Source organism: Methylobacterium sp. C1 (assembly GCF_001854385.1).
In the GTDB taxonomy this organism is placed as follows: Bacteria; Pseudomonadota; Alphaproteobacteria; order Rhizobiales; family Beijerinckiaceae; genus Methylobacterium; species Methylobacterium radiotolerans.
Genome location: NZ_CP017640.1, coordinates 4026285 through 4047588, shown reverse-complemented (window position 1 = coordinate 4047588; position 21304 = coordinate 4026285). Strand labels below are relative to the sequence as shown.

Here is a 21304-nt window from a genome sequence, read left to right as displayed (position 1 = left end):
GCGGCCGGTTCGGGCCTGATCGGCCGGGAATTGCCGGGGAGGAGAGACGCCATGCGGGCGCTGCTGTGCACGAGGCTCGACGGGCCGGAGCATCTGGAGATCGTCGAGCGCCCCGACCCGGTGCCGGGTCCCGGGCAGGCGCTGGTGCGGATGCGGCTCGCGGCGCTGAACTTCTTCGACACGCTGATCACCGCCGGGCGCTACCAGGTGAAGCCGGCCCTGCCGTTCTCGCCGGGCGGCGAGGGGGTCGGCGTGGTCGAGGCGCTGGGTGAGGGGGCCTCGGGCGTGTCCGTGGGCGACCGGGTGATCGTCCATGCCGGGCACGGCTGCTGCGCGGAGCTGATCGCCCTCGACGCCGCCCGGCTCACCCCGGTGCCGGACGCCGTGCCGGACGCGCAGGCGGCCGGGCTCACCATCACCTACGGCACCTCGCTCCACGCCCTGGCGAACCGCGCCCGCCTGCAGCCCGGCGAGTGGCTGGCGGTCCTCGGCGCGTCCGGGGGCGTCGGCCTCGCCGCCGTCGAGCTCGGCCGGCTGATGGGCGCCCGGGTGATCGCCTGCGCCTCCTCGGAGGAGAAGCTCGCGGTCGCCCGCGCCCACGGCGCCGAGGCGGGCGTGGTCTACGACCCCGCGACGCTCAAGGACGAGCTGCGCCGGATCTCGGGCGGCGGGATCGACGTGGTCTACGACGCGGTCGGCGACGCCTACGCGGAGCCGGCCCTGCGGGCGCTCGGCTGGCGCGGACGCTTCCTCGTGATCGGCTTCGCCGCCGGCGCCATCCCGCGGCTGCCGCTGAACCTGATGCTCCTCAAGGAACTCGACGTGCAGGGCGTCCACTGGGGCGCCTTCCTGGATCGCGAGCCCGAGGCCCACCGGGCCGATCAGCGCCGCCTCCTCGGCTGGGTCGCCGAGGGCGAGCTCACCGCGCAGGTCCACGGCGTCTACCCGCTGGCGGAGTACCCGGAGGCCTTCGGCCTCCTGACCCGCCGGGCGGCCGTGGGCAAGGTTCTCCTGCGGCCCTGATCGGGCCGCGGCCGCCCTCGACCGGGTCGGCCCTCGACCCGCCGCACGGCCTCGGCGGGCGGCGAGTCATGCGTTCCGCGCTGATCTGCGGCGCGGGCCGTCTCCGAAGTAGAGGTTGCGGAAAAATCTGTCCTTCATCTTCATGGGTCCCGATGAGACGACGTCGTCCTCCGCGGTGCCCGAGATGAACTTGCGCAGAAGTGTCGTATCGAAGCTGATGCTGCCCTCGTTGATCGGCTTTTTGCTGTTCATCGCGAGCTCGACCATTGGCCTGATGCAGATACAGGCCATCAACGCCGCCGCCGTGGAGACCCGCGACGTCTGGGTGCGCAAGGACAACGATCTCCACACGATTCGATTCCTGATGCTGCGGTACCACACGACGACGATCCGCAAGGTGGTCGCCACCGACGACGGTGAGAACCGGGACCTCGATGCCGAGTTCGTCGAGATGGATCGGACCATCCCCGAGGCCTTCCGGAGCTATCGCGCGCGCGCGACGACGCCCCGGGAGCGCGCGCTCTGGGACGCGTTCGAGGGGCGGTGGAAGGTCTATCGCGTTGCCCAGGAGGCGATCCTCGCGCCACTCAGGCGCGGCGACCGGAACGCGGCCCGCGACGCCATCGCGCCGGCCCGCCCGCCGCTGGTGGCCGCCTTCGACGCCCTGGCGGATCTGGCCCAGGTCGCTGCGGAGGGCACGAACGTCTCGGTCCGGCGCTCCGAGGACGCGTTCCGGACGGCGTGGTCCGTCACCATCGCGCTCTCGGTGATCGGAGCGGCGATGACCGGCGCGGCGGTCTGGTGGGTCTGGCACCGGGTCGCCCGCCCGATCCGGTCGCTGGCCGAGATCATGGGCCGGCTCGCGGCCGACGACCTCGACGTGGCCGTCAACGGTTCCGAGCGAGGGGACGAGATCGGCGTCATGGCGGCGTCCGTCCGGGTCTTCAAGGACGGCCTGATCCGCGCGCGGGCCCTCGAGCACGAAGCCGCGCAGGCCCGCGCCGCGGCCGAGGCGCGGCGGCGGAGCGGCGTGCAGGAGATCGCCGACGCCTTCGAGGGCACGGTCGGCGGCATCATCGGCACGGTCTCGGCCGCCGTCGCCGCGCTGCAGGACACGGCCTCGGCCATGAGCGAGGCGGCCGGCGACACCGCCGATCGCTCCGGCCGGGTGGCGAGCGCGGCCGAACTCGCGGCCAGCACCGTCAACGTCGCGGCGGCGGCGGCGGAGGAACTCGGCGCCTCCGTCCAGGAGATCAGCCGCCAGGTCGCGGGTTCGACGGCGCTGACGCAGTCGGCGGTCGCGGACGCGGCGGCGACCGCGCACTTGGTTCAGGATCTGAACGGGGCGGCGGTCCAGATCGGCCACGTCGTGGGCCTGATCTCGAGCATCGCCGAGCAGACGAACCTCCTGGCGCTGAACGCCACGATCGAGGCGGCGCGGGCGGGCGACGCCGGCCGCGGCTTCGCCGTCGTGGCCGCGGAGGTGAAGGACCTGGCCGGCCAGACCGCGCGGGCGACCGACGAGATCGGCGCCCACGTCGCCCGGATCCAGGCCTCCACCGGCGACGCCGTCTCGGCGATCGGGCGCATCGGCGGCCGGGTCCAGGAACTCAGCGCGGTGGCGACGCGGATCGCCAGCGCCGTGGAGCAGCAGGGCGCGGCGACGCAGGAGATCGTCCGCAACGTCTCCCAGGCCGCCCAGGGGGCGGCCGACGTCACCGGCACCATCGCGGGCGTCGCCGACGCGGCCAAGGGGACCGGCGCGGCGGCCGACCAGGTTCTCACGGCAGCCTCGGAGCTGTCGCTCCGGTCCGGGCATCTCAGGGACGAGGTGACGCGCTTCCTCGCGACCGTCCGCGCGGCCTGAGCGCGCGGGATCGGCGCGGACGCGGACCTCTCCGGCCGCGCGCCCGGCGCGCCGGCTCAGAGGAGCCCGCGCGCCTTGGCCAGGCCGATCAGGTCCGCCTGCGGGCGGGCGCCGATGTGCTGGATGACCTCGGCGGCCGCGAGCGTGCCCAGGCGGGCGCTGGCGACGTTGTCCAGCCCGCGGGCGTGGCCGGCCAGGAAGCCGGCGGCGAACAGGTCGCCCGCGCCGGTCGTGTCGACCACCGTCTGGACCGGGCTCGCCTCGACGGCCCGGACCTCGCCACCCTGCACCACCAGGGCGCCGTCGGCCGAGCGCGTGACCAGGCCGAGCAGGTGGCGGCCGCGGGCGTTGCGCTCGTCGCGCAGGGCCGCGACGGCGGCCTCGGGATCCTCGGTCTCGTAGAGGCTCTGCAGCTCGGCCATGTTGGCGAACAGGATGTCGATGCTGCCGTCCCGCACGAGGCCGAGGAACTCGTCGCGGTAGCGGCCCACGCAGAACGCGTCCGAGAGGGTCAGCGCGACGGCGTTGCCCGCCTGATGGGCGAGCTGCGCGGCCTTGCGGAACGCGTCCTTGGCGGCCGGCGGATCCCAGAGATAGCCCTCGAGATAGACGACGCGGGCCGAGCTCACGAGCGTCTTGTCGACATCGTCGGGCGACAGGCCCTGGCAGGCGCCGAGATAGGTGCTCATCGTGCGCTCGCCGTCCGGCGTCACGAGCACGAAGCACCGGGCGGTGGCCGGACCCTCGGCGGCGGCCGGGACGGTGAAGTCGACGCCGGTCGCCTTGAGGTCGTGGCTGAACAGGCCGCCGAGCTCGTCGTTCCGGACCTTGCCGACGAAGCCGGTCCTGGCCCCGAGGAGCGCCGCGCCGACCGCGGTGTTGGCGCCCGAGCCGCCCGACACGATCGTCGCCGGTCCCATCGCCTGGAACAGCGCCTCGGCCCGCGGCTCGTCGATGAGCTGCATCGCGCCCTTGGTGACGCCCTGCGCCGCCAGGAAGGCGTCGTCCGTGCGGGCGATCACGTCGACGATCGCGTTGCCGAGCACGAGGAGATCGAGGGGTGCAGTCATCCGGGCGTCCTGATTCGCGTTCGCGCCGCTGTGGCATCCGCCTCGGATCGGATCAAGCGCCGTCGTCGGCGGGCGCGAGGTCGGCGAACAGCTCGGGCACGGGCAGGCGCAGGCCGGGCGGCGTCAGGTCCAGCGTCTCCCGGGTCGCGATGCGGGTCTCGATCAGGCCGCCCTGCGCGCGGCGGTGATGGATGACGTGGCGCTTCACCGGATCCACGATCAGATAGTGGATGACGCTCTCCAGACCGAAGTAGCGGGTCAGTTTCAGGCCCGAGTCCACCGCGCGTGCGCCCGGCGACTGAGCCTCGACGACGATGACGGGATCGGTGATCTCGGTCGCATCGGGGTCAGCGCGCATCCCGCAGTAAACGAGGGCGTCGGGCTCGAAGACCGTATCCCGACCGACGCGAACGCTGATGCCATCCGGCAGCGCGTAGCAGGCGCTCCCCGCCTGCTTCAGTGCCGACCGGAGCGCCAGATAGGTGGCCGCCTTGACCTCGGCATGCCGAACGCGCTCCGGCGACATCGCGAACACCTCGCCGTCGACCAGCTCGAAGCGTCCCGGCTGCCCCTCGGCCCAGGCGAGAAACTCGTCGACCGTCATCCGGGATCTCGGCTGAGCGACCATGCCCGAGGCCAGCACGGATTCGGCCTGCCGGGAGCCGTGCTCCTCACGCGCCTCACCCCGCGATCTTCTCCAGCGCGACGTCCCGCGTCCGGGGACCCAGCAGCCCGACGAGCAGGCCCGCGGCCAGCATCGCCGCCGAGATGAACAGGAACACGCCCGGCGTCCCGGCCTCCCGCAGCACGAACGCGATGACGAAGCCGGTGAAGATCGCCGAGAAGCGGCTCCAGGAATAGACGAAGCCGACCGCCCGGGCGCGGATGCCCGTGGGGAACAGCTCGGCCTGATAGGCGTGGAAGCTGTACGACATCACGTTCGAGGCCAGCGTCAGGCCGATGCCGAGCGCCACGATGACGGCGACGTCCCGCGTCTGCGCGAAGGCCAGGCCGCAGGCGATGTAGAGGAGGGCGGCGGCCACGATGACGTGCTTGCGCTCGAACCGGTCGGCGATGGCGAGGCCGATCAGGGGCCCGACCGGGGCGGCGAGCGCGATCAGGGCCGTGTAGGCGAGGCTCGACGTCACCGTGATGCCCTGGGCCACCAGGAGGGTCGGCACCCAGTTGGCGAAGCCGTAGAAGCCCACCGTCTGGAAGACGTTGAACCCCGCCATCATCAGGGCCCGGCGCCGGTAGGGCTGGACCCAGAGATCGCGGAACGCGCCGCGCGGCTGCACCGGCTCCGGCGCGGCCGGTGCGGGAAGCGGGCCGCCGGTCTCGGCCGCGATCCGCGCCTCCAGCTGCCGCAGGACCGCCTCGGCCTCCGCCAGACGGCCGTGCTCGACGAGCCAGCGCGGGCTCTCCGGCAGGCCCGCCCGCATCCACCAGACCACGATCGCCGCCGAGGCGCCGATCAGCACGACCCAGCGCCACCCGTCGATGCCGAGGGGCGCCGCCGGGATCAGCAGGTAGGACAGGAACGCCACGACCGGCACGGCGGTGAAGCCGATGCCCTGGCACAGGGCGAAGGCCCGGCCGCGGATCGCCTTCGGCACCAGCTCGGAGAGGTAGCTGCCGATCGTCACCATCTCCAGGCCGAGGCCGATCCCGGCGATCAGGCGCCAGAGATTGAGGCCGAAGGCGTCGCTCTGGCAGGCCATCACCACGTTGGCGGCGGTGTAGGACAAGAGCGACCACGTGAAGATCGCCCGCCGGCCGAACCGGTCGGCGAGCCAGCCGCAGGCGAGGGTGCCGATGAACAGGCCGGTGAACAGGGCGGCGACGAAGCTCGCGACGCCGCTGGCACCGAACAGGCCCGGGGTCGTCGGCGTCAGGATCCCGGCCTTGACGAGGCCCGGCGCGACGTAGCCGGTGAAGAGCAGGTCGTAGAGCTCGAAGAAGAAGCCGAGCCCGAGCAGCACCACGAGGCGCCAGACCGTCGGCGTCGCCGGAAGCCGGTCGAGACGGGCCAGGATGGCGCCGGGATCGAGACCTTCATCGGCAGCCCGGACCGCCGTACGCGTCGCCATGCCGATAAACCTCGTCTCGGCGCCGCGGCGCCCCGCCGGCGCAGTGCCGCGGAAGCGCGCGCCGCGCAAGGGGGCGCGACGCCGGCCGGGAGGGGACCCTCACGCGCCGAAGACGGACCAGCCCATGCGCTGCGTGAGCCGCTCCAGGGCGATGCGGCCGAGGTGGGAATTGCCCGCCGCGTCGAGGCCGGGCGACCAGACGGCGATGGACGCCTTGCCGGGCGCGATCGCCAGGATGCTGCCGCCGACCCCGCTCTTGCCCGGCAGGCCCACGCGGTAGGCGAACTCGCCCGACCCGTCGTAGTGGCCGCAGGTCAGCATGATCGCGTTGATGCGGCGCGCGCGCTCCGCCGAGACCACCGAGTGGCCGGTCGACGGGTTGACGCCGTTATGCGCCAGGAACCGGCCGGCCCGCGCGAGCTGGCGGCAGTTCATCGCGATGGCGCAGTGATGGAAGTAGACGCCGAGCGTGTAGTCGACCGGATTGTCGATGACCCCGAACGACTTCATGTAGTTGGCGAGCGCGGTGTTGCGGAAGCCCGTGCGCTTCTCCGAGGCCGCCACCGTCTCGTCGATGATGATGCCGGAATCCTGGGCCAGGAACTGCATGAAGCGCAGGATCTCGCCCAGCGCCTCGCGGGGCTCGTGACCCGAGAGGATCACGTCGGTGACCGCGATCGCGCCCGCGTTGATGAACGGGTTGCGCGGCACGCCGCGCTCCCGCTCCAGCTGGACGATGGAATTGAACGGGTTGCCCGAGGGCTCGCGGCCGACGCGCTTCCAGAGCCGGTCGCCGACCATGCCGAGGGCGAGGGTGAGCGTGAACACCTTCGACACGCTCTGGATCGAGAACGGCGTCTCGCTGTCGCCGCCGGTGAAGACCTGTCCCTCGGCGTCGATCACCGCCATGCCGAACTGGTCGGGATCGACCCGGGCGAGCTCGGGGATGTAGTCCGCGACCGCGCCCCGGTCGGAGCGCTGGGCCATCTCCTCGGAGATCTCCCGGATGACGTGGGCAAGGTCGGGCACGGTCGGGCTCGGGCGTCGCGTTGCGTCGGAACCGGGCCGGTTCGCGACGTCTCAGGCGATGCAAGGTCCGGTCCGGCCCGGCGGTGATCTAGCAGCGCCGGACCGGCCTGGGAACCGGAGCGGCCGCGCTCACGCGACGATCAGCCGGCGGGCGTCGGCCGCCGGGCGGTCACCCGATCCGCACCGTCATCGCGCGCGCGGCGACCCGGAGCGGCGCGACCTCGGCCAGCGCGGCGCGACCGGATTGCTTCGCGGCGCCCGCAGAGGCGGCAGCGGTGCGGCCGCTCGACGAAGAGGATTCTCACGCGGCGGCGAGCGCCATCGCCATGGATTCCTTCTTCATCAGCTCCCGGAAGAAGCCGTCGAGATGGGTCAGCTTGTCGGGCGAGCCGTCCTGCGCGATGCGGCCGCCGTCGAGGACGACGATCCGGTCGAAATCCTGCAGCGTCGAGAGACGGTGCGCGATGGCGATGACGGTCCGGCCCTTCATCAGGTTGGCGAGGGCGTGACGGATCGCCTGCTCGGATTCCGCGTCCAGCGCCGAGGTCGCCTCGTCCAGCAGCAGGATCGGCGAGTTCTTCAGGATCGCCCGGGCGATGGCGATGCGCTGGCGCTGGCCGCCCGAGAGCTTCACGCCGCGGTCGCCCACGATCGTGTCGAAGCCCTCCGGCAGGGCCTTGATGAAGTCGGTGCAGTGCGCGGCCTCGGCCGCCTGCCACACCTCCTCGTCGGTGGCGTCGGGCCGGCCGTAGCGGATGTTCTCGCGCAAGGAGCGGTGGAACATCGAGACGTCCTGCGGGACCACCGTGATCGCCTCGCGCAGGGATTCCTGGGTGACGCGCTCGATGTTCTGGCCGTTGATGCGGATCGCGCCGCTCTGCACGTCGTAGAACCGCTGGATCAGCGAGAACAGGGTCGACTTGCCGCCGCCGGACCGGCCCACGAGGCCGACGCGCTGGCCGGGCTCGATGACGAGGTCGAAATCCGTGAAGACCGGGCGTCCGTCCGGATAGTTGAACGCGACGTGCTCGAACTCGATCTTGGCGCCCTGGCCGGTCAGCGGCTGCGCCTCCGGATGGTCCACGAGGTCGTGGGGCTGGAGCAGGGTGTGCAGCGCCTCGGAGAGGCGGGCGGTGTGCTGGGTCGCGTCGACCAGCGCCACCGCGAGGTCGCGGGTGGCGGCGAGGATGCGGATGCCGAGCGTGCAGACCAGGACCACCTGACCGTTCGTCGCCTGGCCGGCCTCCCACATCTGGATCGCCCAGTAGAGCAGGCCGAACACGGCGAGCACGGTGAGCACCGCGTGCACGATGCGCAGCTTCTCGAGATAGAGCAGGGACGAGCGGCGGGCCCGCATCTCGGTGGCGATGGTGCCCTCGAAGCGCTGGCCCTCGCGCTTGAAGGCCGAGAAGGCGCGCACGAGCGACATGTTGCCGACGAGGTCGACCATCTCGCCGTCGACGGAGGCCGCCTTGGCGGCGAAGTCGTGGTGCAGCGGCTTGCCGGCCGAGGCCATCTTGAACATCAGCACGACGACGGCGGCGAACACGCCCGCCAGGATGCCCGCCATGGTGAGGTTCACGGTGGCGATGTAGGCGATCGACCCGAAGGCCGCGACCGTCGGCGGCATCACGTTGAACACGAACATGTTCTCGACCGTGAAGATCGCGTTCGAGGTCGCCGTGATGCGCGACGCCAGGGTGCCCGGCTGCCGGTCGGAGAAGAAGGTCGGCGAATGGCCGGTCAGGTGCCGGAACAGGTCGCGCCGGATGTCGCCCGTGATGCCCACGAAGGTGAAGGCGCCGGTCAGCGCGGCCACGCGCCAGAGCATGTTGTCGGCGGCGATGAAGGCGATCAGGACCGCGAGGGCGCTCCAGACCACGGTGTTGCCCGGGCCGGGCCCCTTCGTCAGCGCGTCGACCACGCCCTTGAGCGCGTAGTCGGTGGAGACCGAGAAGCCGACGGCGCCGAGCACCGAGATCAGGATGACCAGGTGCGGCAGCCAGCGGCGCCGGAGATACCGCCCGACGAAGGCGAAGGGCCTGTCGGCGTATCGGTGCAGCTCTTCCATCGCGGTGACCATTCCGTATTCGCGCGGCTTTGGCTTACGGGCTGAGGCGGAGTGCAGCGCGGGCGCAGTCTGACCCGCAGCGGCAACGCGAGAGCGTTGCCATATGTTTCACCGGCCCGCACCTTCGTTGCGCTTTTATCCGCAGAACCTGAACGCCGCTTGAGCGGCGTGGAAACACCCAAGCGAATCCGATGCCGCCGCTGGTCAGGCCGCCCGCTCCGACTGGCGCGTCTCCGGCATGATCAGCGCCACCAGCATGAAGGCCGCGAAGCCGACGACCGCGAGCCCCAGGAAGGCGCTGTGGCTGCCGAGATGGTCGGCCATGATGCCGGCGAGCGAGGTCGAGAGGGCCGCGCCGATGCCCATGGCGGTGCCGACCGCGCCGAGGGCGAGGTTGAAGCGGCCGGTGCCGCGGGTGAGGTCCGACACGATCAGCGGCACCATCACGCCCAGCACCGAGGCCGAGATCCCGTCGAGGACCTGGATGGCGACGAGGCCGTAGGGGTTGGTGGTGTAGGCGAGGAGCAGGCCGCGGACCGGCAGGGCGCCGAAGCCGAACAGCAGGACCGGGTAGCGGCCGAAGCGCTCGGCGGCCCGGCCGACCGCCGGGGCGCTGACCGCGAGGACGGCCTGCGGGACCATGATGCAGGCGGCGACCAGCGCGGTGGCGGTCTCGCTCGCCCGCAGGGTCAGGACGCTGCCCACCAGCGGCAGCATCGCCGCGTTGGCGAGGAAGAACAGCACCATGCAGGCCGCGAAGCACAGGAGGCCGCGGTTGGTCAGCAGGGCGCGGATGCCGTCCTGGCCGGAGGCCGGCGCCGCGGAGGCCGGCGCCGCCTGGGCCGCGGCCGGCTCCTTGAACACGCTGGCATCGATGTCCTGGGCGCGGATGCGCGCCAGCGCGATCACCGTCGGGATGCCGAGGGCGGCGGTCAGGTAGAAGACGGCGCCGTTCGACAGGTAGTAGCCGATGGCGCCCATGCCGGCCGCGCCGAGGGCGTTGCCGAGGGCGGCGAAGCTCGCGTTCCGGCCGAGGCGCTCGCCGGCCCGGGCGCGCCCGACCAGGCCGATGCTGATCGCCGCGATGGCCGGCGTCAGCACGCAGCTCGCGGCCGAGTGGAGCGCCATCGCCAGGAGCACGACCAGGAAGCTCGGCCAGACCGCGAGCGCGAACGCGCTGCCCGCGATGCCGATGACCGCCACGGCGGCGGCGAAGCGCTTCGAGCGCACGACGTCGACGAAGGCGCCTCCCGGGACCTGGCCGAGGAGCGCCACGAGGCTCCCCACCGTGAGGGCGAAGCCGATGTCGGACTGCGTCCACTTGGCCTGGGAGAAGTAGACCGCCAGGAACGGGCCGAACCCGGTCTGCAGGTTGGCCACGAAGAACGCGAAGGCGTCGAGGCCGTAGCGGCTCGCCGACGAGATCGCGCGTCCGCCGTGGGCCGCCGAGGCTGCCGGCGAGCGCGCGGCCTCGGCCGCCTGATCCTTCAGGCGGGCCGGACGGGAGCGGATGTCCTGCCGGGGCACGTCGCGCTCGCGGGCGGCGGCGGCGGTTCTGACCTTCAACCGGGCCACCGTCACTTATCCGGTGCTTTCTCCGGGGGCAGGGCGGGTGCGGGCGCGGCCGGGGCAGAGGCCGGCGGGGTCGCGGCGGGCGGCGCCGTGCCCCCGGAGGCGGCGTTGCCCGGGACGGTCGATGCCGGCCGGCGCGGCGGGGCGGCTGCGGCGGCGTCGCCGAGCCGGACGCGGGCGCTGCCGCCTGCTCGCCCTCCGGCGCGGGCGCGGCCGGGCTGGCGGGACCCAGGACCACGATCGGCTCGCCGGCCTTGTATTCCGGTGAGACGCGGACCTGGTTGCGGGTCAGCGCGACTGACAGCTTGCGCTCCTTCCCGCCGTCCGGCGTGAAGCGCAGGGCGCGCCAGTCCACGGCGATCTTGCGGGTTCCGACACCGAGGAAGCCGCCGAAATCGATGATGGCGGCGCGGGGGTGGCCCTCCTTGTCGATGATGATGTCGATGACGCGCCCCAGCTCGTCGCCGCCGGCGCTGCGCACGCTGCGGCCGAGCAGGCTCTCGTAATCCTGGGTGTCGAGGACGGTGGCCGGCGTTCCCTGCTGCTGTGCCTGCGCCGCGGCGGGCGGCGCGCCCGCGGCAGCCGGCGGGCTGGCGGGCGGGGAGGCCGGCGTCGCCGCGGGCGGAGGCGGAGGCGTCGGCGCCGGTGGCTGGGCCGGAGGAGCAGATTGCGGCGCGGCCGGAATCTGCGGCGCGGCCTGACCGGCAGGACCCTCGCTGCCGCCCGGCTGGGCCTGCGCCGCGGTCCCCGACGCCCAGAGGGCGAGCGTCACGGCCGCGATCATCCGGTTGGTTCTGAACACGCTTCGTCCTCTGAGGAAAGGCCGGGCTGCACCGGCGCGCCGGCGCGTCCACGACCGCATTCGGCCGGTCCCGGGTCCGCCGCCGGCAGGACCCCGCCTGCGGATGGCGTCGTGCCGCAGGACCTGGGCGAAGTTATGGACCGCGGCGGCCCGACAGCAAGGCTCGAGCCGCGCCTGTCGGCCGAGCGGCCGAGGGTGTCCGGCGATCATCCCCCGGCGTCCCATGGCGCTGTCTGGTTTTCGCCGCATCCCCAGCGTAGACAACCGCGCATAAACCCATGCGAGCCGCGGATGACACCGCGGCCACTGTCGAGGACCAAACGATGTCGACCCTCACCACGTCGCGATGCGCGGCAGCGCGCGGCCTCGCGCTCGGCGCCGCTCTGGCCGGTCTCGTGGCCGGCTGTCAGGCGCTCGGCGGAGGCGGCGGCGTGATGCCGGCGACGGAGGTCGGGCTGCCGCCGTCGCTGCGCGGGTCTCTGCCGAACCGCGAGCCGCACAACGCCGCGGTCGACGCTGACGGTCAGCCGCTCCAGACGGCGCCGACGAAGCAACTCGCGATCCCGAAGAACGCCGGCGGCGCCACGCGGACGGCCGACAGCGGCGAGCGTCGGATCCGGCGCGAGGATCTCGACGGCGGCAACGCGGCCGTCGGCGGCAGCGGCGGGAGCGGCTCGATGGGCCCGATGCTGTCGCCCGGCGGCAGCGTCGGTCTCGGCGGGAAGTTCTGAGCCGATCCGTCCGAGCGCCCGCACCGGTCCGCAACGCCGGCACCCGCGCGCCGTGACCGGAGGCGGTGCGGGCGCGTGAGCCCGGTCGACGAGCTCGGCCGAGTTCGGCCTAGCCGACCGCCTGGCTCGGCGCCTCCGCGAGCACGCCGGGCTCGATGTCGACCACGTAGCCGCCGAGTTCCGTGCTGTAGCTGAGGCTCTTCCACGGCAGCGGATGGTGGGTCTCGCCGAGCCCGAGGAAGCCCCCGAAGGCCAGAACCGCGTAGGCGACCTGTCCGGAGACCTTGTCCACCATGAAATTGTGGATCGCGCCGAGGTGGCGGCCGCTGCGGTCGTAGACGGCCGTGCCCTCGACCATGTTGGACGCGATCAGCCGCGGCGTCTCGTCGATCGCCATGCCCTCGCCGGTGGGGTCGAGTTCCAGCGTGCCGGGCTCTCTCAAGGTGCGCTCGTTGGGCAGGTCCGTCGGCATGGTCTCTCCCGGTTCGCGCGCGGGGCAAGGCCCGCGTGGCGGCCCCTCGGCTCACTAAGCGCGCGGGTCGGGACGGGTTCCGCCGGCCGGCCGGGCGTTCGGGCCCGCACCGTGCGCTCAGCGGTCGGGCGGCATGCCGGCGCTCGCCCGCCGCTGGTTGATCCGGTCGCGGACCGATCGGTTCGCCAGCAGCATCTCGAACCCGAAGGCCACGAGGGCGCACAGCGTGCACAGGATCGCCGCACCGAACAGGCCGAACAGCAGGGTCGCGACCGTGCTGTCGCGCAGCGCTCCCACGAACAGGGTCAGCACCGAGCCGCAGGTCGCCACGCCGCCGAGCGCGGCCAGGAACACCGCGGCGTCCAGGGCCAGGGAGCGCCGGTGAAGGCGGTCCAGGCGCTGCCCGAGGCGGACGCGCTCGGCATCGCCGGCCCCCGCCAGCAATCCGGAGACGTGGTCGGCCTGGTCCGCCACGCGCGCGAGCCGGGCGCCGAAGACGTTGAGGAGCGTCGCGATGCCGGACAGGAGGAAGACGGGGCTGAGCGCAACCTGGACGACGTGCGCGGTGCTCTCCAGGCTGGCGAGGGTGATCGGGTCGGTCATGCGGTCGGGCTGATGCACCCGACGGACCGGCGCGGCAATCCCGGCGCGCTCAGATCAGTCCGCGGACCGGTGCGACGCCGGAGGCCGTCGTCTCCGCGCGGATCACCAGGCCGAGACCCGTGACCAGTCCGGTGGCGAGCAGAAGCGCGAGCGTGAGGGCCGGGGCGAACATGCCTGTACTTCGCGCGCAGGATTGTTAAGAGCAGGTTTCGCACCCGGCATCTGGCCGAATAATCTTCACGACGGCATCGATCGGGCGATCCCACGGGGGATTCCCGTGCGTGCCTTGTGGATGAGCGTGCTTCAAAGGCAATTTCCCCTTGGAACGGCGGCGGCACCGCTTAGTTGCTGCTATGCTGGCTCGGCCGTGGGGCGATCATGCCCCGGCCTGCGGCCCGAGAACCGGAGGAAGTTTATGGCCACAAAGACCGAGAAGGCTGCGCCGAAGGCGGCCAAGACCACCAAGACTGCGGAGAAGGCCGCCCCGGCGAAGGCTGCGAAGCCGGCTGCCGCCAAGTCGGCCGGCACAAAGCCCAACGCTCTGCAGCAGCCGCTGAAGCCGTCGGCCGAGCTCGGCGCCATCGTCGGCACCAGCCCGCTGCCCCGCGGCGAGGTGGTCAGCAAGGTTTGGGATTACATCAAGAAGAACAACCTTCAGAACCCGCAGAACAAGCGCGAGATCGTCGCCGACGACAAGCTCAAGAAGGTCTTCGGCAAGGACAAGTGCTCCATGTTCGAGATGAACAAGCACCTCGCCGCCCACCTGAAGGCCTGATCACGACCTAGAGCCCAGTCCGGCGTCTCGTCCGGGCCGACGGCTCTAGGCGCCTCCGTGACGCGCCAGTCGGGCCGGAAGACCGGCCGAAATGGTGCGGCGCGCCGCGGGCGAGAGCCCGGTATCCGGAGCCATCGGCCGTTCCGGAGGTCTCGGGCCATCCGCTGAGCCGGACGCGTCCCACGGGTCTGGATCCGGGGCTTCCCTGCGCGCTCCCGCCGAGGCAAAGCCGTCCCGCGCCCGCAGGGTCGCGGACAGGGCCGGTCGTCCGGCGACCGGCCGGGCGCGTCCGCGCCGAGCCTGCTCCCGATGTCAGGTGCTGCCCGATCCTAGGCGAGGCCCTGCAGGACACCGCCATCGACCCGCAGAGCCGCGCCGGTGGTGGCGCTCGCGGCCGGGCTGCAGAGGTAGGCAACGAGGTTCGCCACCTCCTCCACCCGCGCGAGGCGCTGGATCAGCGAGGAGGGCCGGTGCTCCGCCACGAACTTGCGGCCCATGGCTTCGAGGTCGGCATCGGCCGCGCCGCCGGCCATCTGCTTCATGAACTCGGCGACACCTTCCGACAGGGTCGGGCCGGGCAGGACGCTGTTGACCGTCACGCCGCTCCCGGCCACCGTCTGGGCGAGCCCGCGGGAGATCGCGAGCTGCGCGGTCTTGGTCATCCCGTAATGGACCATCTCGGTCGGCGTGTTGATGCCGGACTCGCTGGAGATGAAGATCACCCGGCCCCAGCCCCGCTCCGCCATGCCGGGCGTGTAGGCCCGGGACAGGCGCACGCCGCTCATCACGTTGACGTCGAAGAAGCGCTGCCAGTCGGCATCCGGGATCTCGAAGAACGGTTTCGGCTCGAAGATCCCGGTGTTGTTGACCAGGATGTCCACGGCCGGCAGCGCCTGGACGAGCGCGGACACGCCGTCCGCGGTCGCGACATCACCCGGCGCCGCGAAGGCCCGGCCGGCCCTGGCCTCGCCCCGCAGCTTCGCCAGCGCTGCCTCGACGCGCTCGGGCGTGCGGCCGTTGATGCCGACCTCGGCGCCGAGATCGCAGAGTTCCTTGGCGATGGCGTAGCCGATACCGCCGGTCGAGCCGGTGACCAGGGCCTTCCGGCCGGTGAGATCGAGATCCATGGGACGCTCCAGCACGTGACTCGTTCCGTCAACGCGGTCCGGTGCCCGCGGTGGCATACGGGACCGGTCTAGCCGCTCCGACTCCGCCGCAGGACGCTGGCGCAGCCGCCAATCACCGAGAGCGCCACCGCGCAGGACAGCGAGATGGTCACGGCCCGCTCGGCCCCGAGCCCGTGGGTCAGGCCGAAGATCACCGCCACCAGGGCCGCGCCGAGCGACTGCCCGGTGAGCCGCGCCGTCGACTGCATCCCGCTCGCCCCGCCGGCCCGCTCGCGCGGTGCCGAGGTGACGATGACCTTGTTGTTGGGCGACTGGAACAGGCCGAAGCCGAGGCCGCACAGGGTCAGCCGCCAGACGATGTCGAGGATGGCGGGCGCCGCGGGCAGGAGGGTCACGCTGACGAGCCCGGCGGCCATCATGGCCAGTCCGATGCCGCCGAGGATGCCGGGCGGGTAGCGGTCCGCGAGGCGGCCGGAGATCGGCGCCATCGCGGCGACCGCGATCGGCCAGGGGGTGAGCAGGAAGCCCGTCTGGGTGCTGGAGAGGTGCAGCACGTCCTGGAAGTAGAAGGGCAGCGCCACGTAGGAGACCATCTGGGCGCAGAACGAGGCGACCGACGTCGCCATCGACAGGGCGAAGGCGGGGATCCGCAGCAGGTCGACCGGCAGGAGCGGTGCGGGCAGCCGGATCTGACGCCGGACGAACACCGCGCCGACCACCAGGGCGGCCGCGAGTTCGACGATGGCGACGCCCCGGGCTTCCGGATCGCCGAGGCCGTCGATCCCGATGATCAGCAGGCCGAAGGTCAGGGCGTTGAGCACCGCGCTCACGAGATCGAACGGCCGGCCGCTCGCCGGTGTGACCGGCAGGGTCCGGGACGCCACCGTCAGGGCCAGGAGGCCCACGGGGATGTTCACGAGGAACAGCCAGGGCCAGGTCGCCACCGACAGGATCGCCGCGGCCACGGTCGGGCCGGCGGCCGAGGCGACCGCCACCACGAGCGCGACGTTGGCGACCCCCTGGCCGATCATCCGGTGCGGGTAGATGAAGCGCACGAAGCCGATGTTGACGCTCATGATCGCCGCGCCCCCGAGACCCTGGACGATGCGGGCCGCGATCAGGAGCGACAGGTTCGGCGCGACCGCGCAGGCGAGGGAGGCGGCGACGAACACCGCGAGCCCCGGCAGGTAGACCTTCCGGAAGCCGAAGATGTCGCCGAGGGCCGCGAAGGGCAGGAGGCTCGCCGTGACGGCGACCTGATAGGCGTTGACCACGAAGATCGCGTCGGCCGGCCTGACCGAGAGGTCCTTCGCCATGACGGGCAGCGCCACGTTGACGATGGCCCCGTCGAGGACCGCCATGGTCATGGCAAGCCCGATCGCCGCCATGGCGAGGACGCGCTCGCGGGGCGGCAGGCCGTCCTGGACGGGCGCCTGCGGGGGCGGCTGGGGGCTGCCCGGCGCGCCGCCTGTCGGACCGTGCGGGACCTGCGCCATGGGTGCGCGCTCCTGCGGCGTCCCGGCGGGTCCGTGACGTCGATGGCTGGGAAATCCGGACGCGGGACGCGAGGCGGATGCTGCTCCCTGTCGCGCAGGCGGTCGGTCCCGTCGAGGGGCGCCGTGTGTCCTATGTCACGGCGCGGGCGGGTCCGTTCGCGCCGGATCGGCCCGCCGTCGGCAGCACGCCGCGCGGCCCGGGCGCTCGATCGGTTCGGGAGCGCGCGGCGCGCGCCGGGCGCGACCCGGAGCGTCGCGGGTCCCGACCGGGATCAAGCCAGCATGTATGTCAGCAGGGAGCGGAGCTGGGCCGGCTTGATCGGCTTGTGCACGAGTTCCGCTCCGGCGGCTGTGACGCGATCCTCGACCGCGCTGGAATGGTCGGCGGTGGTGACGATGACCGGGAGCGGCTCGGCCCGCAGCGCGCGGAGATAGGCGGCCACGTCGAGGCCGCAGGCGCCCTCGTCGAGATGATAGTCGAGCACCAGGATGTCCGGCGCCCCGGCGCCCGCCTCGACGGAGGCCTTCACCCCCGCGAGGTCGCGGAAGGTCGAGACCCGGGCATCCCAGTTCTGGAGGAGGCGCGCGAGGGCGTCGGCCGTCGAGGCGTCGTTCTCCACGACGAGGACGTGCGCTCCCGAGAGCCGGGTCGCCACCGGGGCGGGCGGCGCGGCCGCGGCCGGGACCGCGCTCAGGGGCAGCGTCAGCGCGACCCGGGTGCCGTGGCCGACCCGGGAGCGCAGCCGCAGGGGATGGTCGAGGGCCAGGGCCATGCGGCGGACGATCGACAGGCCGAGGCCGAGGCCCGGCTCCTCGCCGCTGCCGGTCCGGTCGCCGCCCCGGAAGAACTCGTCGAAGACGAGGTCGCATTCCTCGGCGGCGATGCCGCAGCCCGTGTCGGTCACTTCGATCCGGACAGCGCCGGACCGGCGCCGGGCCGCCAGGACGATCCCGCCGGTGCGGGTGTACCGGACGGCGTTGGAGACGAGGTTCTGGAGGATCCGCTGCAGGAGCACCACGTCGCTGGTGACGGTGACCTCCGGACAGTGCACCGACAGGCGCAGACCCTTGCGCTGCGCGAAGGGTTTGAAGCTCTCCGCGAGCTCCGCCAGCAGGTCGGGCAGGAAGACGGGCTGGACCTGCGGTCGAACGACCCCGGCATCGAGTTTCGAGATGTCGAGCAGCGTCTTGATCAGGTCCTCGATGGTCTGCAGGCCCCGCTCCACCTGTCCGGCGATGGCGCGCGCTTCCGGCGGGACCTCGAGGTCGGCGAGCGCCGAGATCGACAGGCGGGCGGCATTGACCGGCTGCAGCAGGTCGTGGCTCGCCGCCGCCAGGAACCGCGTCTTCGAGCGGTTGGCGGTCTCGGCCTCCTCCTTGGCCGCGGCCAGCGCCTCGTTGGAGCGCTCCAGCCGGTGCATGAGCCCGGTCAGCTCCTCGGTGCGGGTGCGGACCCGGCCCTCGAGCATGATCGCCGTCTGGAACAGCGAGTAGGCGCTGCCCCGCTGATCCATGGAGCGCTCGACATGGGACATCAGCGCGGCGTTGATGCGCTCGAGCTTCTCGATCCGCCGGTGCAGGGACGCGTCGGTCTCGAGGCCGTTCGGGTGCAGGGTCACGACGCGACCGGGGCGGCGGCCGCGGCCGGCGCGCCCGCGGCGAGGGTCTTGCCGATGGCGATGCCCGTGAAGGTCTGGTTCAGGTGCATCGCCCGGTACTGCTCGCCGAAGGTCTCGAAGCCGACGACGTTGTAGCGGCGGTAGAGGTCGGCGATCCCGTGGCGCACCTGCCGGCTCTCGGCGTCGAGGCGGCGGAGCACGCACTCGAAGCCGATGATCAGGTCGACGCCGCCGAGCACGGCGTCGAGGCGGGCCAGCTCCGCCCGGGTCGAGGCGACGATGTCGCGCGGCTCGGCGAGGGTCAGCACCACGCCCTCGTCCACCGCGCAGAAGAAGCTGAGCGAGCCGTCCTCGTTCATCCGCCGGATCGAGCGGCAGAAATACTCGCCGCCGACCTTCACGGCGAGCGGGTAGGCGGCGAAGCTCATCGGCGACAGGCCCTCGGGGTCGAGGCCGATCGCCATCGCGTATTCCCGGGCCGCCGGCTCCGCGTTGAGCTCGTGCACGGTGCGGCGCTCGCCGTCCGAGGCGGTGACCACGAACTTGGTCCGCGTCGGCTCGAAGTTGTCGCTCTTGAAGATCTCCACCGAGAAGTCGGTCTCGACGAGCACCAGGACCGCCGCCTTGCGGTGGATCTTCCCGCCGTGCAGCATGACGGCGTCGCGGAAGCGCAGGTCGTCGCCGGCCGAGCCGCCGACGATCGGGATGCCGTCGAGTGCCCAGGCGATCGCCGAGACCACCGTCTCCTCGGCATTGGCGAGCCCGTCGATCAGCGACAGGGCGAAGCGGTGGCCCGTGCCGGCCGCGTCGACATCGCGGCACCGGTCCAGCGGGTCGAGGGTCCGGCGCAGCGCCCGGACCGCCGAGGCGGTCCGCTCCACGTCGAGGTGGTCGATGGCGTCGAGGACGGTCGAGACGATCCGGAAACGCTCGGCCGGGAACGCGATGACGACGAGCCCGCGGTCGAGGCCGCCGGCCGGGGCGATGCCGCCCGACATCGAGCAGCCGGCCACCGGCACGCCGGGGAACCGGGCCTCCAGCGCGCGGGCCAGGATCTCGGCGTCGTAATCGGCGGAGAAGAACGCGACGACCTGCGACAGGGCGGTGTCACCGACCGCGAGCGCGACCTCCGCGGCCGCGTCGGCGGCCGCGGCCGCGTCCGTCCAGGCCGTCCAGATGCCGCACAGATGGCGGCGCACTCCCGATCCTTGAGCCACGTTCCACCCCCTGCGACCCCCTCGGCAGGCTTGGTGCCCGCTCTTCAGCGTCTTGCGCGGAGTATGTCGTGCGCAACCGAGCGGTGCAACGGGGCGTGTTGCCCCCGGTCCGGTTCACAGGCGAGGCCGGACCGGGGAGTGGCGCTCACTTCATGCAGGCATCCTCGGCCTTCTCGAAGGCCGCGGGCTTGGCCTCGTGGTCCGCCGGCCGGCCGCGGCCGATCGCGCCGTCCGAGCGGGCGCGGAGATAGGTGTATATGTCGGGCAGGTAGCACATGACGTTCTTGTTCTCGCCGAAGGCCGGCATGACCAGCTCCTGCGAGGCGTTCACATCCCGCTTGCCGCCCACGACGATGCCGGCGAAGTGCGCGTAGTCCATGCCCTTGAGAGCGTCGACCAGGGACGGCGCGTAGGTCGAGCCCATCCCGTCTGGCCCGTGGCAGGCCAGGCAGTTCGCGCTGTACCGCACGTAGCCGGACATGGTGTACCAGTCGACCTTCTTGCCGCCCTCCGTGATGTGGTACGTCGGGTCGCCGTTCTTGTCGGTGTACTGGCCGTCCTGGACTTTCGCCGGCTGCGTCGGCCCCTCGCTCTTCAGGTCGGCCGCGGGCGGAGCGGCCGTCGGAGCCGCGGCGGACGCCGGCAGCATCCCCAGGGTCCCTGCTGCGAGCCCGGCCAGGACCAGGCTGGCGAGTCTGTCTGCAACGCTCCGCATCCGTCTTCCTCCTGCCGCCCACAGGCGTGTTCTCGGTGGCGCGGCGCCGGGATAACGGCGGATCTCGGTCGAGAACACCTTGTCACACCTTCACGTTTTCGCGCTTGGCCGGTGAGCGCCGCGATGAGTGGACGAGGGGGCGCTTATCCGCGTTGCGCACAGCATTAACCTTTTGTTAATCGGCGGATTGCCGCCGGCCCGCCGGCGTGAGAGCTTTCGTTAACGAGAGCTTAACGGTTGGGTCCCGGCGATGCGGTTCGCGGTTTCCATGATGCAGGGACTGGTCAAGGGACCCGCCTCGCGTCGGCTCTCCCGGAGCCGCTGGGCGGGCCTCGCTGCCCTCGCCGCCATCGGCGTCGCGGGTCTCGCCGCCCCGGCTCAGGCGCAGACGCTGGCGAGCCTGCCGACCGAGGCCGGTGCCCGGGTGCAGGGCGACGCCAAGCCGATCGCGGCCTGGGTGACGTTCTGCCAGACCTACGCGGCGGAGTGCGCGCTGGACCGGGGCGAGCCGGCCCGGATCAGCCTGACGCCCGCCACCTGGGCGACGATCGTGTCGGTGAACCGGCGGGTCAACAAGGCGGTCGAGCCGATGACCGACCAGGACCACCTGCACGTGGCCGACCGCTGGGACCTGGCCGAGGACGGCATCGGCGACTGCGAGGACTTCCAGCTGCTCAAGCGCCACATGCTGGCCGAGGCCGGGCTGCCGCGCCGCGCGATGCGCATGACCGTGGTGATCGACGAGAAGGGCGAGGGCCACGCCGTGCTGACACTCATCACCGACCGGGGCGACCTCGTCCTCGACAACAAGACCAACGCCATCCTGCCCTGGCACAAGACCGGCTACGTCTTCATCAAGCGCGAGAGCCAGGACGCCGTCGCCTGGGTCTCCCTCGGCGGCGTCACCTCCCCGGTCACCACCGCCAACCGGTGAGCAAGGCACGCGGCCGGCGGTGGAACCCAGGCCGCCGGCGCCGCGCCTTAACGGATTGCTAACCGTGCGGCGCCACTCTGTCGGGTGACGG

Annotated in this window: 19 protein-coding genes and 2 pseudogenes; 5 read left to right on the top strand and 16 right to left on the bottom strand. The window is 72.3% G+C overall.

Translation table 11 applies throughout. The features are described from left to right. The first annotated feature begins 51 nt into the window (after positions 1 to 51). Positions 52 to 1023 carry an NADPH:quinone oxidoreductase family protein gene (locus tag BKE41_RS18765; protein WP_029360495.1) on the top strand — a complete coding sequence of 324 codons (972 nt, stop codon included), beginning with the start codon at positions 52 to 54 and terminating at the stop codon, positions 1021 to 1023. Positions 1024 to 1089: 66 nt separating this feature from the next. Here BKE41_RS18765 and BKE41_RS31695 read toward each other — a convergent pair whose 3' ends face one another. Next, entirely contained in the window at positions 1090 to 1275 is a 186-nt protein-coding gene (locus tag BKE41_RS31695; protein WP_162471040.1) for a hypothetical protein, read from the bottom strand. Between BKE41_RS31695 and BKE41_RS18760 the strand changes: the two genes are divergently transcribed. Further along, the gene (locus BKE41_RS18760; RefSeq protein WP_024829261.1) at positions 1208 to 2890 is read left to right on the top strand and encodes a methyl-accepting chemotaxis protein; all 1683 of its coding nucleotides are present in this window, start codon (positions 1208 to 1210) and stop codon (positions 2888 to 2890) included. The two genes, BKE41_RS31695 and BKE41_RS18760, sit on opposite strands and share 68 nt — an antisense overlap. Positions 2891 to 2946: 56 nt before the next feature. On the opposite strand, the gene BKE41_RS18755 is transcribed toward BKE41_RS18760, so the two are convergent. From BKE41_RS18755 to BKE41_RS30395, 7 genes and pseudogenes are all read right to left on the bottom strand, one after another. Further along, entirely contained in the window at positions 2947 to 3960 is a 1014-nt protein-coding gene (locus tag BKE41_RS18755; protein ID WP_012320470.1) for an adenosine kinase, read from the bottom strand. A gap of 52 nt (positions 3961 to 4012) precedes the next feature. Next, positions 4013 to 4564 carry a Uma2 family endonuclease gene (locus BKE41_RS18750; RefSeq protein WP_245295811.1) on the bottom strand — a complete coding sequence of 184 codons (552 nt, stop codon included), beginning with the start codon at positions 4562 to 4564 and terminating at the stop codon, positions 4013 to 4015. 76 nt (positions 4565 to 4640) lie between these two features. Further along, on the bottom strand, positions 4641 to 6050 hold the full coding sequence (locus tag BKE41_RS18745) for an MFS transporter (RefSeq protein WP_012320468.1): 1410 nt from the start codon (positions 6048 to 6050) through the stop codon (positions 4641 to 4643). 99 nt (positions 6051 to 6149) lie between these two features. Continuing rightward, positions 6150 to 7079 (bottom strand): glutaminase, encoded by a 930-nt coding sequence (locus BKE41_RS18740; protein ID WP_012320467.1) that lies wholly within the window; start codon positions 7077 to 7079, stop codon positions 6150 to 6152. Between the two features lie 301 nt (positions 7080 to 7380). Then, the gene (locus BKE41_RS18735; RefSeq protein ID WP_012320466.1) at positions 7381 to 9150 is read right to left on the bottom strand and encodes an ABC transporter ATP-binding protein; all 1770 of its coding nucleotides are present in this window, start codon (positions 9148 to 9150) and stop codon (positions 7381 to 7383) included. Between the two features lie 204 nt (positions 9151 to 9354). Continuing rightward, on the bottom strand, positions 9355 to 10731 hold the full coding sequence (locus BKE41_RS18730; RefSeq protein ID WP_024829265.1) for an MFS transporter: 1377 nt from the start codon (positions 10729 to 10731) through the stop codon (positions 9355 to 9357). Then, a pseudogene (locus tag BKE41_RS30395) lies at positions 10728 to 11506 on the bottom strand (PRC-barrel domain-containing protein). The gene BKE41_RS18730 and the pseudogene BKE41_RS30395 overlap by 4 nt, the downstream one beginning before the upstream one ends. Before the next feature lie 341 nt (positions 11507 to 11847). On the opposite strand from BKE41_RS30395, the gene BKE41_RS18720 reads away from it, so the two are divergent. Next, positions 11848 to 12255 (top strand): hypothetical protein, encoded by a 408-nt coding sequence (locus BKE41_RS18720; protein WP_012320463.1) that lies wholly within the window; start codon positions 11848 to 11850, stop codon positions 12253 to 12255. A gap of 121 nt (positions 12256 to 12376) precedes the next feature. Here the strand turns inward: BKE41_RS18720 and BKE41_RS18715 are convergent. The 3 genes and pseudogenes from BKE41_RS18715 to BKE41_RS32455 form a co-directional block, all read right to left on the bottom strand. After that, positions 12377 to 12727 (bottom strand): annotated as a pseudogene (locus tag BKE41_RS18715) (PRC-barrel domain-containing protein); the annotation flags it as partial. A 117-nt stretch (positions 12728 to 12844) separates the two neighbouring features. Continuing rightward, entirely contained in the window at positions 12845 to 13330 is a 486-nt protein-coding gene (locus BKE41_RS18710; protein ID WP_012320461.1) for a DUF2721 domain-containing protein, read from the bottom strand. A gap of 49 nt (positions 13331 to 13379) precedes the next feature. After that, complete coding sequence (locus BKE41_RS32455; protein WP_266284939.1) at positions 13380 to 13502, bottom strand: hypothetical protein; 123 nt, start codon at positions 13500 to 13502, stop codon at positions 13380 to 13382. 243 nt (positions 13503 to 13745) lie between these two features. Here BKE41_RS32455 and BKE41_RS18705 point away from each other — a divergent pair, with 243 nt between their 5' ends. Further along, positions 13746 to 14105, top strand: coding sequence for an SWIB/MDM2 domain-containing protein (locus BKE41_RS18705; RefSeq protein WP_012320460.1), 360 nt, complete (start codon positions 13746 to 13748; stop codon positions 14103 to 14105). A gap of 329 nt (positions 14106 to 14434) precedes the next feature. Here BKE41_RS18705 and BKE41_RS18700 read toward each other — a convergent pair whose 3' ends face one another. The 5 genes from BKE41_RS18700 to BKE41_RS18680 all read right to left on the bottom strand — a co-directional run bounded on the left by BKE41_RS18700 (position 14435) and on the right by BKE41_RS18680 (position 20279). Continuing rightward, positions 14435 to 15232, bottom strand: coding sequence for an SDR family oxidoreductase (locus tag BKE41_RS18700; protein ID WP_012320459.1), 798 nt, complete (start codon positions 15230 to 15232; stop codon positions 14435 to 14437). Between the two features lie 68 nt (positions 15233 to 15300). Further along, positions 15301 to 16728 carry an MFS transporter gene (locus tag BKE41_RS18695; RefSeq protein WP_083374383.1) on the bottom strand — a complete coding sequence of 476 codons (1428 nt, stop codon included), beginning with the start codon at positions 16726 to 16728 and terminating at the stop codon, positions 15301 to 15303. 272 nt (positions 16729 to 17000) lie between these two features. Next, positions 17001 to 18347, bottom strand: coding sequence for a hybrid sensor histidine kinase/response regulator (locus BKE41_RS18690; protein WP_012320457.1), 1347 nt, complete (start codon positions 18345 to 18347; stop codon positions 17001 to 17003). After that, positions 18344 to 19546 carry an FIST N-terminal domain-containing protein gene (locus BKE41_RS18685; protein ID WP_245295810.1) on the bottom strand — a complete coding sequence of 401 codons (1203 nt, stop codon included), beginning with the start codon at positions 19544 to 19546 and terminating at the stop codon, positions 18344 to 18346. The genes BKE41_RS18690 and BKE41_RS18685 overlap by 4 nt, the downstream gene beginning before the upstream one ends. Positions 19547 to 19709: 163 nt before the next feature. After that, positions 19710 to 20279: a c-type cytochrome, methanol metabolism-related gene (locus BKE41_RS18680; RefSeq protein WP_012320455.1), complete on the bottom strand. Its 570-nt coding sequence runs from the start codon at positions 20277 to 20279 to the stop codon at positions 19710 to 19712. Positions 20280 to 20547: 268 nt separating this feature from the next. On the opposite strand from BKE41_RS18680, the gene BKE41_RS18675 reads away from it, so the two are divergent. Continuing rightward, complete coding sequence (locus BKE41_RS18675) at positions 20548 to 21213, top strand: transglutaminase-like cysteine peptidase (protein ID WP_245295809.1); 666 nt, start codon at positions 20548 to 20550, stop codon at positions 21211 to 21213. The last annotated feature ends 91 nt before the right edge of the window (positions 21214 to 21304 follow it).